The organism is Sphingobium soli, assembly GCF_020782245.1.
Classification (GTDB): domain Bacteria; phylum Pseudomonadota; class Alphaproteobacteria; order Sphingomonadales; family Sphingomonadaceae; genus Sphingobium; species Sphingobium soli.
In genome coordinates this window covers 26,302-38,307 of the sequence record NZ_JAJGNP010000018.1, presented here as the reverse complement: position 1 = coordinate 38,307, position 12,006 = coordinate 26,302, and the positions used below count along the sequence as shown (strand labels likewise).

Annotated in this window: 11 protein-coding genes; 5 read left to right on the top strand and 6 right to left on the bottom strand. The window is 63.3% G+C overall.

The window, feature by feature from the left end:
- Nucleotides 1–202: 202 nt before the first annotated feature.
- The 5 genes from LL253_RS16725 to araD1 all read right to left on the bottom strand — a co-directional run bounded on the left by LL253_RS16725 (nt 203) and on the right by araD1 (nt 6,310).
- Nucleotides 203–1,630 carry a glycoside hydrolase family 43 protein gene (locus tag LL253_RS16725; RefSeq protein WP_228227912.1) on the bottom strand — a complete coding sequence of 476 codons (1,428 nt, stop codon included), beginning with the start codon at nt 1,628–1,630 and terminating at the stop codon, nt 203–205.
- Nucleotides 1,631–1,663: 33 nt separating this feature from the next.
- A complete protein-coding gene (locus LL253_RS16720; protein WP_228227911.1) occupies nt 1,664–2,695 on the bottom strand; it encodes an arabinan endo-1,5-alpha-L-arabinosidase in 1,032 nt (343 codons plus the stop codon).
- 103 nt (nt 2,696–2,798) lie between these two features.
- Nucleotides 2,799–4,364 (bottom strand): alpha-N-arabinofuranosidase, encoded by a 1,566-nt coding sequence (locus LL253_RS16715; RefSeq protein ID WP_228227910.1) that lies wholly within the window; start codon nt 4,362–4,364, stop codon nt 2,799–2,801.
- Between the two features lie 21 nt (nt 4,365–4,385).
- Nucleotides 4,386–5,312 (bottom strand): Gfo/Idh/MocA family protein, encoded by a 927-nt coding sequence (locus tag LL253_RS16710; protein WP_228227909.1) that lies wholly within the window; start codon nt 5,310–5,312, stop codon nt 4,386–4,388.
- 5 nt (nt 5,313–5,317) lie between these two features.
- Nucleotides 5,318–6,310, bottom strand: coding sequence for an AraD1 family protein (gene araD1, locus LL253_RS16705; protein WP_300116540.1), 993 nt, complete (start codon nt 6,308–6,310; stop codon nt 5,318–5,320).
- Between the two features lie 185 nt (nt 6,311–6,495).
- Between araD1 and LL253_RS16700 the strand changes: the two genes are divergently transcribed.
- Nucleotides 6,496–7,260, top strand: coding sequence for a FadR/GntR family transcriptional regulator (locus tag LL253_RS16700; protein ID WP_228220992.1), 765 nt, complete (start codon nt 6,496–6,498; stop codon nt 7,258–7,260).
- 89 nt (nt 7,261–7,349) lie between these two features.
- On the opposite strand, the gene LL253_RS16695 is transcribed toward LL253_RS16700, so the two are convergent.
- Nucleotides 7,350–8,657 (bottom strand): sugar MFS transporter, encoded by a 1,308-nt coding sequence (locus tag LL253_RS16695; protein WP_228220991.1) that lies wholly within the window; start codon nt 8,655–8,657, stop codon nt 7,350–7,352.
- Nucleotides 8,658–8,781: 124 nt separating this feature from the next.
- Here LL253_RS16695 and LL253_RS16690 point away from each other — a divergent pair, with 124 nt between their 5' ends.
- The 4 genes from LL253_RS16690 to LL253_RS16675 all read left to right on the top strand — a co-directional run bounded on the left by LL253_RS16690 (nt 8,782) and on the right by LL253_RS16675 (nt 11,985).
- The gene (locus tag LL253_RS16690; protein WP_228227908.1) at nt 8,782–9,930 is read left to right on the top strand and encodes an aldose epimerase family protein; all 1,149 of its coding nucleotides are present in this window, start codon (nt 8,782–8,784) and stop codon (nt 9,928–9,930) included.
- On the top strand, nt 9,930–10,787 hold the full coding sequence (locus LL253_RS16685) for an SMP-30/gluconolactonase/LRE family protein (protein ID WP_228227907.1): 858 nt from the start codon (nt 9,930–9,932) through the stop codon (nt 10,785–10,787). The genes LL253_RS16690 and LL253_RS16685 overlap by 1 nt, the downstream gene beginning before the upstream one ends.
- Nucleotides 10,788–11,146: 359 nt before the next feature.
- Nucleotides 11,147–11,308 (top strand): hypothetical protein, encoded by a 162-nt coding sequence (locus LL253_RS16680; RefSeq protein WP_228220988.1) that lies wholly within the window; start codon nt 11,147–11,149, stop codon nt 11,306–11,308.
- A gap of 83 nt (nt 11,309–11,391) precedes the next feature.
- A complete protein-coding gene (locus tag LL253_RS16675; RefSeq protein ID WP_228220987.1) occupies nt 11,392–11,985 on the top strand; it encodes a nitroreductase family protein in 594 nt (197 codons plus the stop codon).
- The last annotated feature ends 21 nt before the right edge of the window (nt 11,986–12,006 follow it).

Here is a 12,006-nt window from a genome sequence, read left to right as displayed (position 1 = left end):
TTACTCCGACTAATTATTGCTCCGACAAATGAAGCGCAAGCGGAAAATCGGCCCACTATGTAGGATGGCCTGGGTCAGTGACATTTATGCTGCATATTGGGCTGAAAGCGGGACGGAAGACCGCACAACTATGTAGAAAGCCGGCGACCTTTGGGACCGCCGGCATTCTGAATGATGGCCGTTTGTCTGACTTAGTGGATTGTCAGTCCGCCCGCCAATAGGCGGAGTTGTCGCGGCTGGCAACGAGGGCGACCTGGCCATCGACCATGCCGATGGCCTTGCCCGGTGCGGCGACGGCGGCGAACCGCAGCAGGCCCTGCCCCTTTTCCTCCAGGCGCACAAACTGGCTACGCAGCGAAAAGTCCGCGCTCTTGCTGTCGGGTTGCAGCGTCACGGTGCCATCCTTGGCAGCGACCAGATAATGGTCCGGCATGAGAATGGGCGAGAGCATGATGCTGTCCTTGCCTGCGCGACCCTTCGTCTGGCGGAACTGCGTCTGCGCCAGCGATGGGTTGCCGCCGATCAGGCGCGTGCCTTCATGCGCCAGCAACGCGGCCGGGTTCGCGGCGGACACGAAGCGCTCGGGCAGGGGGCCATTGCCCACCGGCACGCCGAAATCGGGCGTGCCATCGGCCGTATAATAGAGGCGCTGGACCCGGGTGTGGCGGTCCGGGTTGAACAGCGGGTCGCCCTTGATCTCCTCATAGTCACGGCCGTGATAGACCAGCATGTCGCGGCCCTGTTCGTCGACCGTAAAGCTGTTGTGGCCGGGGCCATAGACGCTGGTCTGGGAATTGGTGACGAACACCGGCTGCTTGGACTTGGTCCAGCTTTTGGGGTCCATCAGATCGGCATTTTCGTCGGCGGTCAGCAACCCCAGGCAATAGCGCGCATCGGTCGCGCTGGCCGAATAGGTCATGAACAGGCGGCCATTGCGATGAAGGATCGCGGGCGCCTCCGCCACCTTGTAGCCGCGCACTTCCCAGTCGAGCGTCGGGATGGTGAGCCGCGCGGGTTGGGCGCTGAACGTCAGCGGCGTCTTCATTGGGGCGATATAGAGATTGGAATTGGTGTCGATGCCGGGTTCGCGCTGCGCCCAGGCCATGTAGCGCACGCCCTTGTGGACGAAGATGGTGGAATCGAGATTGAAGCTGTCCCACGGCGTCTGCAATTCGCCCAAGACGCGCCATTTCCCGGTCATGGGGTCGGCCCCGTCGCACACCACCGCATAGGTGCGGATGCGGAACACGTCGTCCCCGCCGCCGCTCGGGCCAGCGGCGAAATACATATACCAGACGCCGTCGATCTGATGCAGTTCGGGCGCCCAGAGGAAGCCGGAGCGCGGCCCGCTGGCTTCATGCCGCCACAGCACCGCTTCCTTGGCTGTCGCAAGACCGGCGATGGTCTTGGAGCGGCGCAGAACAAGCCGGTCATATTCAGGCACGGAGCCGGTCATGTAATAATAGCCGTCTTCGTGACGGAAAATCTGCGCATCGGCGCGGTTCTTGACCAGTGGGTTGACGGGCACCGGGGCGGCGGCGTCGGCCTTGGCCGCACGCACTGCGGCCGGCGCTGCCGACAGGGCGGCAGCGCTACCGATGAAGCCGCGACGGGACAGGGCGAAAGACATCAGGTTTCTCCGGTTAAGTCAGACTAATAAGGATCAATATTGTGCCACGGGCCATCCGTCAGCCCCCCATGCCACCGGCGCGATGCGCAGGGTCGGCGCGCCGTCCGCCTGTTTGTCATAGGCGTGATAGACGACATAGTCCTTGCCGTCCGTGTCATGCAGCCAGCCGGCATGACCCGGGCCGCGCCAGCGCTGCTGTTCCTGAAGATCGGCGCGCAGGAAGATGGTTCCGCCCCCTTCCATTAGCTTGCTGCCATCCCTCCCCACATAGGGGCCCGTGATCTCCTTCGATCGGCCGATCACGGTATAATATGTGCTGTTCACGCCCTTGCAGCAATAATCATAGCTGACCATCAGCCAGTAATAACCGCCATGGTCGATGATGAAGGGCGCTTCTACCGGAGCAGGGCCGCCGGCCGGCGCCGGGCGGCGGGCAATGCTGATGGGCCTGGCCTCCGGATCCTTGGGCTTGCCGGTTTTCGGGTCGAGCTCGAACAGCTTTATGCCGGTCCAGAAACTGCCCAGCGTCAACCAGTGACGTCCTTGCCGGTCGATGATGAAATTGGGGTCGATTGCGTTGTAATCATCTTCCTTCGTCGACAGGACCACCATCCCTTCGTCGCGCCAGCCATAGTCGGGCGAAGCACGATCCAGCGTCTTTGAGGTGGCAAGGCCGATCGCCGACCGGTTGGAGCCGAAGGTCGAGACCGAATAATAGAGGCGATAGCGACCATCGACGAAGCTGATGTCGGGCGCCCACATGCCGTTGCTGCCTGGAATCGCCTGACTTGCCCAAGCGGGCAGGGCAGTGAAGACGGGGTCGCCGGCTTTCCAGTGGACAAGGTCGGTGGAGGTGCGCGTTTCGATCAGTCGCTTGCCGTGGCCAGTGCTGAACACATGATAGATGCCGCCTTCGCGGATGATGACCGGGTCATGGGTTGGCGTAAGGTCGCCCGCCAAGCGGCTGTTGAGCGACGCGTCGGCGGCATCGGCGGAGGATTGCGCGCAGGCCGGCGCGGCGAGAAGGGCAAGACCCGCCCAGGCGCAGAGGATCGATCGGACCATGGCGGCCTCTCCTTCATTCAGATGCGTGCCGCCGCCCCGCCATGGAGCGGCGACAAAGGGGATGGAGCGGGCGGCGATTCCACCATCCGCCCGCTCCAAACTGTCATTGCAGGTCAAGCACCACGACCGATTTGGGCGGCAGGGTGACGCTGAGCGTGCCGCCGCTGACCTGCGCCCCGGTGAACGGCGCGGGCTTGATCGTTTCAGGCGCATCGAAGCTGTTGTGCGCATTCATCGCCGACGCCGTCAGGATGCGGCCGGCCACCGTCGCGGCGTTGAGGCCGTCCAGCTTCGCCGTCACTGTGTTGGGCTGGTTCGGGTCCAGGTTGGACAGGCCGACATGCACCTTGCCGTCCTTGCCACGCACGGCCGAACCGCTCACTGCCGGCATGGTGAATTGCCCCTTGCCATACCATGGCGTGTCAAGCTCGATCGGCAGCACAGTTGCGTCCTGCCACGGCTTGTACATTTCGAAGACATGATAGGTGGGGGTCAGCACCATCTTCTTGCCGTCGGTCAGGATCATTGCCTGAAGCACATTCACCATCTGCGCGATGGCGGTCATGCGTACGCGTTCGGCATGCTTGGCGAAAATGTCGAGATGGATCGAGGCGACCAGCGCGTCGCGCAGCGTATTCTGCTGGCGCAGGAAGCCGGGATGCGTACCGGGGTCCTGCGCATACCAGGTGCCCCATTCATCGACCGCCAGGAAGACCCGCTTCTTGGGATCATATTTGTCCATGATCGCGACATGCTTGGTGATCAGCTCGTCCATATGGACGGCCTTGGCCAGGGTGTCGGCCCATTCGGTCTCGCCGAAATTGACCGGATCGGCCTTGGGAGGCCAGCCGCCCTGGGGCAGAGTGTAATAATGGAGCGAAAGCGCGTCCAACTGGTCGGCCGCGACCCGCATCATCGTTTCGGTCCAGTTATAGTCATCGACATTGGCGCCGGCCGCAATCTTCAGGATTTTTGTGCCGCGCGGGGCCTTGATAAAAGTGGCGTAACGGCGGGTCACGTCGGCGGCATATTCGGCGCGCATATTGCCGCCGCAGCCCCATAGTTCATTGCCGATGCCGAAATAGGGCACCGCATAGGGTTCCTTATGCCCGTTCTTCGCGCGCTCTTCCGCCAGGGTGCCGGCGGGCGCAGTCATATATTCGACCCACTCCGCCATTTCCTGTGGCGTGCCGTTGCCGACATTGCCCGCGACATAGGCTTCCGCCCCCACCTGACGCAGCAATTCGAAAAATTCGTCGGTGCCCACGCTATTGGGCTCGGTCACGCCGCCCCAATGGGTGTTGACCTTGACCGGGCGCTTCGCCTTGGGACCGACGCCTTCGCGCCAGTGATATTCGTCGGCGAAACAGCCGCCGGGCCAGCGGATGACGGGCACGGACAGGTTGCGCAGCGCCGCGACGACGTCGTTGCGAAAGCCGTTGGTGTTGGGGATGGATTTGTCATTGCCGACCCACAGGCCGCCGTAGATGCCATTGCCCAGATGTTCGGCAAATTGGGTAAAGATTCGTCGGTCATAGACCGGGCCGGGCGTGTCGGCGTGGATGGTCGCACTGGTCGGCGTGCCGTCGGTGTCGGCAATGGCCGGGGCCACCAGCGCGCTCGTCGCCAGCAGCAGCGCGGCGGTCGCGCGGCGCAAATAACTGATCATGTCGGTCCTCTCCTGTTGCAATCAGTCGTGAAAAGGGTCGGTGGTCTCGCGGCGGCCACGCAGGAAGGCGTCGGCGACCAGCCGTAGCGGCGCTGTATCGACGTCACTGCGGCCGCCACGGATCAGCGTGGAAAAGCGGCTGTAGAGTCCTGCATATTCGATATCTTCGCCATGTTCGGTCCCGCTGGGCAGGGTCAGCACCGCGCCGCCCTGACTGAGCCTGAGCGCGCCGGCATCGGTATCCACGACAATGTCCCAGCTTTGCGGTCCGGTCTGCCGCCAGTCGAGATCCATAAGGATCGGCGCGCCCGCCGTGTCGCGAAAGGCGATGTCGGCGGCGATCGGCGCGGCGCGGTTTTCCGGCAGGACCAAAGTCGCGTCCTTCAGGAAGAAGGGGCGGGGCAATATGTGCGTGACGATGGAGAGGGCGTTGATGCCGGGGTCGAACACGCCAAGCCCGCCCGGCTGCCAGATCCATGCCTGCCCCGGATGCCAGACGCGCACATCCTCCCGCCAGACGATCGAGACCTTGTCGATGCGGCGCTCGGCCAGCCAGGCGCGGGCGGGGGCGACGCCGGCGGCAAAACGGCTGTGCCATGCCGCGAACAGCGTCGCGCCGACCTTGTCCGCTTGGGCTTTTAGCGCTTCCACTTCAGCGAGCGTGGCGCCGGGCGGCTTTTCCAGGAACACATGCGCGCCGCGACCCAGCGCCTGCGCGGCCAGATCATAGCGGACTTGCGGCGGGGTGCAGAGGGCGACCGCATCCACCGCCGGCCCCTGCGCCAGCAACGCATCCAGACTGGCATGATGGGGCACGCCGGGCAGGCCCGCATCATGCGGGCTGACGGTTGCGGCCAGGCTGAACGCACCATTGCCTCGGATGGCCGGCACATGCTGGTCACGCGCGATCTTGCCGATGCCGACGATCGCGATGCGGATCGGGTCCATCTCGCTCAGAGCGTCTTGACGGCGACCTGGACAGGTGCGGCGCGCTTCAGTTCGTTGCGCACCGGCAGGGTGAAGGGCGCGGCGAGAATTTCGAACACATCGCCTTCCTGGCATGCCACGCCGTCGCTGAAGGACAGGGTGGCGGTGCCGAAGAAATGGACGTGGACGTCGCCGGCGCGGCGAAACAGGTCATATTTGAAGTGATGATGTTCCAGATTGGCAAAGCTGTGCGACATGTTGCCCTCGCCGGACAGGAAGGGCTTTTCCCAGATCACTTCGCCATTGCGTAGGATGCGGCTTGCCCCCTCGATATGTTCGGGCGGCGCGCCGACCAGCAATTCCGGACCCAGCGAGGCCTGGCGCAGCTTGCTATGCGCCAGCCACAGATAATTGTGCCGCTCGGTCACATGATCGGAAAATTCATTGGCGAGCGCCAGCCCCAGTCGGTGAGGCGTGCCATCCTCGCCGATCAGGTAGATGCCAGCCAGTTCCGGTTCCTCACCGCCATCCTGGGCGAAGGCGGGCATGGTGAAGGGGGCGCCGGGATCGACCAATTGCGACCCGTCCCCTTTGTAGAACCATTCGGGCTGCTGTCCGACTTCGCCGTCCGCAGGCTTGCCGCCTTCCAGACCTTCGAGAAACATGCGCATGGAGTCGGTCTGTTTTTCCGCCGCAGCGGCTTCGCGATGCATCTTGTCGCGGCCTTCGGCCGAGCCGAGATGGGTAAGGCCGGTGCCGGTCATCAGCAGGTGGGCGCCGTCATCATGATCGATCGGCGCAAGCAGCCTGCCGGCTTCATATTCCGCTGCGATATCGATCGCACTGCCCTGACCGGCGTCGGTCACCGCCTGCGCCAGATCGATGCCCTGCGCGATCGCATGGAGCGCCAGTGCGCGGATGCTGGCGAAGCCGGGGACAAGATAGGCGGTATCGCCCTGTGCAGCGATGACGGCGCGCTCGCCCGAATCCGAACGATGCTGCAACAGACGCAATGACATGAACACTCTCCTCCCGCGCGCCCTGCCGGCGCTGGATCCGACGAAATAGCTGCTGCCCGCGCGACGATATGTCGCTCAGGCGATGAAGCTCAATTACTCCGACATATTGCAAGGCGATGGCAAAGGCAATGATTGTATTTTAGAGGGAACTATGCCTCAAAGGATCAAGGTGGGGAGGAGCCCGAATGGTGAAAGAAAGTCCGTCGTTGCGAGCGGAAGAGGCGACTGGCAACGGCAAGGACCGGGCGACGCGGGGGCCGGGTCGTCGGCTGCACGGCGCGATCGCGCACAAGCTGGGCACCGCGATCTTGTCGGGGCAATATCAACCCGGAGACACCTTATCGGGCGAAGTCGCTTTTGCCGAGGAGCTGGAAGTGTCGCGCAGCGCCTATCGCGAGGCGATCCAGGTGCTGACCGCCAAGGGGCTGGTCGAAAGCCGGCCCAAGGCCGGGACGCGCGTCCTGCCGCGCACGCGCTGGAACCTGCTGGATCCCGATGTTCTGGCCTGGGCCTTTGCCGGGGAGCCTGACATCCAGTTCGTGCGCGACCTGTTTGAATTGCGCGCCATCGTCGAGCCGGCCGCGGCCCGGCTGGCGGCGCAGCGGCGCGACAAGGATGACCTCAAGCTTATGAAGGACGCGCTCGCCGCGATGCGTCGTCATACGCTGGCGACCGACGCCGGCCGCGCGGCCGACCGTGATTTTCACAATGCGATCCTCAACGCCACGCGCAATGACGCACTGCTGGTGCTCACGGCCAGTATCGGTGCGGCGGTCAATTGGACGACCCAGTTCAAGCAGCGCGCCCGCGCCCTGCCGCGCAATCCCATTCCCGATCATGTTCGCGTCTATGACGCCATCGTCGCGGGCGACCCGAAGGCGGCGGCCGAGGCGATGGGCGTACTGGTCGATCTCGCGCTCGAAGACACGGCGAGCGCGATGGAGCGATAAGGCGCACAGAAAGCAGAACGCAAAAAAGGGCCGGCGCATATCCCAAGCGCCGGCCCTTTTCCTGTCCGATGGCGCGACCCCTCGGCTCGTTACGCGTCGATTTGCTGGTCCGGCAGCGCGTTGGTCGTCTTCGATCCCCACAGCGCGTAGAAGAGCACATAGAGTTCGCAGGCGGCGGTCAGCAGGAAGCTGGTCTGCAGACCATAATGATCGGCCAGCCAACCCTGCACCACCACCAGCGCGCCGCCGGCGATCGCCATGATGAGCAGGCCCGATCCTTCCTCGGTCAGGGGCCCAAGCCCCTTGATGCCGAGCGTGAAGATGGTCGGGAACATGATCGAGTGGAACAGGCCGACCAGGATCAGCGACCACATGGCGATGGGGCCTGTAGTGAACACCGTAACCAGCATCACGATGAACGCGCCGATCGAGAAGGCGGCGAGGACATGGCCTGCATCGAAGCGCTGCATGATCGCGGAGCCGGCGAAGCGGCCGACCATCATGCCGCCCCACAGGAAGGTCAGGTAATTGCCGGCCTGTTCATGGGTCAGGTTGGCGATCTGCGGCTGGCTGACAAAGTTGATGAACAGATTGGCGACGCCGATTTCCGCGATCAGGTAGATGAAGATTGCGGGAATACCGAACACCAGATTGCGGTGCTTCCACAGCGAATGTTTCTTGCGTTCTTCCTTGTTGTGGCGCTGCGTCGCATTGCCCATGGCGGGCAGCGGGAAGCGGGCGATGACCACGGCCAGCACGGTCAGCACGATGGCGACCAGCACATAGGGCAGGATGACCGACTGCGCATCGGCGAGCCGCTCGGCCTGGGTCAGGACGACTTCGCCCTGCGCGGTGCCGCCCTTGGACCGGCCAAGGATCAGATAGGCCCCGAACATCGGCGCCAGCATCGTGCCAGCCGAATTCATTGCTTGCACAAGGTTAAGGCGTGAGGAGGCGGTTTCGGGCTTGCCCACGACCGCGACATAGGGGTTGGCCGCGACCTGAAGCAAAGTGATGCCGCTAGCGATCACGAACAGCATGATCAGCGTGACGCCATAGGAAGGAATGGACGCCGCCAGCGTCATGCCGAGCGCGCCCGCCGCCATGATCAACAGGCCGATCACCATCGACTTCTGATAACCGACGCGTTCGATCAGCTTGGCCGATGGGATGGACGCGAAGAAATAGGCGATGAACCAGACCGATTCGATCAGCGTCGTCTGGGTGTAGCTCAGATCAAACACGCTGCGCAGATGCGGCAGCAATGTGTTGTTGATGACGGTGATGAAGCCCCACATGAAAAAGAGGCTGGCGAGCAGCGCGAGCGCGGGGCCGTAGCGCGTGCCGGGATTATGCGTTGCGGCCGGCGCAGCGCCAGACGAGATCGGTCCTGCCATTCATCCTTCTCCAGTGCAGTTCCAGGCGGCGGGCGACCGATCAAGGGTTGCGCACGCCAATTTTGTCGGAGTATATCCCGCGAAACCGCCCGTCAATGGGCGCGCGTCACCGGGAGGAAGTCCAATGCGAAAGGTCGTCACGTTGAAAACAGCGTTGTCATATGCGCTCGCCCTCAGCCTCGCAAGCGGAACAGCGCTTGCCGCCGAAGCGAGCCGCGCGCCGGCCGGAACGATCGACGGCGCGGCCATCGAAACGCTGACGCTGACCAACGGTCAAGGCGTGACGGCGAAAATCCTGACTTATGGCGCGACGCTCCAGTCGCTGATGGCGCCGGGCAAGGACGGGCAGAGCATGGATGTGCTGCTCGGCTATGACGACGCCAAGGATTATGCCGACCATCCCAATTATTTCGGCGTCACCGTCGGCCGCTACGCCAACCGTATCGCCGGCGGCAAATTCAGCCTGGACGGCAAGGCCTATCAGCTGCCGGTAAACGACAATGACGTCAATTCGCTGCACGGCGGCGGCAAGGGCTTTGACAAGCAGGTTTGGAAGGTCGTGTCGATCAAGAGCGGGCCGACCGCCAAGGCGGTGCTGGCGCTCACCAGTCCCGATGGCGATGCGGGCTATCCTGGCAAGCTGGACATTACTGTCACCTACACGCTGGACGAAAGCGGCAATCTGGGCATCGCCTTCGACGCGAAGACCGACAAGCCGACCATCGTCAACATGACCAACCACGCCATTTTCAACCTGGCAGGCGAAGGGTCGCCCGAAGGGGCGCTGGGTCATGTATTGACCATCCCCGCCAAGGCCTTCACGCCGGTCGACGCCAACCTCATCCCGACGGGCGAATTGAAGCCGGTCGACGGCAGCGTGTTCGATTTCCGCATGCCGCGCCGCGTTGCTGATGGCATTCGCGATGGCCGCGACCAGCAGATCGTCTATGGCCGGGGCTATGACCATAATTGGGCGCTCGACAAGGGGGCGACCCGGACGCCCGAACTGGCCGCGCGGCTGGAAGACCCGGTGTCGGGCCGGGTGCTCGAAGTGCTGACGACCGAGCCGGGCGTGCAGTTCTACGCTGGCAACTTCCTCGACGGAACGCTGGTCGGCAAGGGCGGCCATCTGTATCGGATGGGCGACGGCATTGCGCTGGAGCCGCAGAAATTCCCCGACGCGCCGAACAAGCCATCCTTCCTGTCGGCGCGGGTCGATCCGGGCAAGCCCTATCACCACCAGATGATCTATCGGCTATCGGTGAAGCGCTGATGTCGCAATGGCGGATGATCGCGCGGGAAGGCGCGGACATATTGGGGGAGGGGACATTGTGGTCGGCGCGGGGAAACGCCGTCTACTGGGTCGACATCCTCGCCCCGGCGCTCAACCGCCTGTCGCTCGATGACGGGGCTGTCACCCGCATTGCTATGCCGGAACCGCTCGGCTGGCTGGCAGAACGGCAAGCGGGCGGTTTCATAGCCGGCTTTCAGAGCGGCTTTGCCGCGCTAACGCTCGACCCACTGACGATTGATCCCATCGGCGACCCCGAACCGCACTTTCCGGGAAACCGGATGAACGACGGCAAGGCCGACCGCCAGGGCCATATCTGGTGCGGCACGATGGACATGGCCGAAGAGCATGATCGCGGTTCGCTTTACCGCCTTGCGCCCGATCACAGCTGGACCGTCATCGACAGCGAATATCGGGTGCCCAATGGCCCCTGTTTCTCGCCCTGCGGCCAATGGCTCTATCACAGCGACACGGCAAAGCGGCAGATATACCGCCTCCGCCGGACGGAGGAGGGGGCCACGGATCGCGAACCGTTCATCCAGTTCGCGGAGGCGGATGGCTATCCCGATGGCATGACCGTCGATGCCGAAGGCCATATCTGGGTGGCGCATTGGGGTGGTAGCCGGGTCAGCCGCTTCACCCCTGATGGCCGGTTGGACCGCGCGATCGCCCTGCCGGCACGGCAGGTGACCAATATCTGCTTTGCCGGCCCTGATCTCGATCGAATGTTCGTCAGTTCCGCGACCGTCGGGCTGGACGATCCTTCCGAGCATGATGGCGGCTTTTTTGAGGTCGACTGCGGCGTGAAGGGCTTGCCCACGCATTTGTTCGCCGGCTAAAAGAGCGCGAAATTTCATAGGGAAGGGGGGAGCGGTGGGCCTTGGCACACGCGCTCCCTTTCTCATTCAATTCAAAGCCAATCAGCCCACTTGCATTTGCCGGGAAATGCCTTTAACAAGCGAGGACAACGTTGTCATTGCCCCTCCAAGGCAGATGATGTTGCGCCCGGACAGCCTTTGGCGAACTGCACGCGTCCAAAGGCTGTCCGGGTCGATGTCTCCCACGGTCCCGATATACCGTCATTTTGGCGGCGAAGTGCTGCACGCAAGCATTTCTGTCCGCGCGGCGAACATTGCTTGTCCGGTTTATCTCTATCATAATGATAGTAAGCCGCGACGAGTCGGCGCTAAGGAGAGCTATGAACGATATTGAGTCCGAGGTGCCACTATCCTGGTGGACCCGCCTGACCCAGGCCCTGATCCGCGACCCTGCGATCACCTTGCTGGATACCCATGACGCTGAACATGACGCGGAGGACATGCGGCGCGCGTCGTCGCGTTTCGGGGAAAGCATCGGTTAAACGCTGCGTTGCCAAATAAATGCTTCGTTCCCACGCGAGAGCCGGGCATGAATGGCGTAACTTTCACCATCATGAGGCATATCATGGCCACAGACCCGCGCGCCGTCACTCGTCCCGTCGATCCCCTTTTGCTGGAGCGCTGGTCGCCGCGCGCTTTCGATGGCTCGGCAATGCCGCAGGCCGATCTAGATACATTGTTCGACGCCGCGCGCTGGGCCCCGTCGGCCTCCAATTATCAGCCCTGGCGGTTCCTGTACGCGCATCGCGATAGCGCCGATTGGCCGCGTTTCCTGGATCTGCTGGTGCCGGGCAACAGCGTCTGGGCGAAAGAGGCATCAGTGCTCATGATGCTGTTGTCTGACACGCTTACCGCCGCGCCGGGGTCCACCGACTGGACGCCCTCGCACAGCCATAGTTTCGATGCGGGTGCGGCATGGCTGGCGCTGGCGCTTCAGGCGACGCGCATGGGCTATCATACTCATGCGATGGCGGGGGTCGATTTCGACCGCGCCCGCATCGAACTCGCCGTACCAGACCGCTTCCGCCTGGAAGCCGCCGTCGCCATCGGCCGGCGTGCGGACAAGGCGATCCTGCCCGACCATCTGCAGGCGCGCGAAACGCCGAGCGGCCGCAAGCCGATCGAAGAATTCGCCTTCGCCGGCAATTTTCGCGACTGATATCGGAGACGAAGGCGGGGT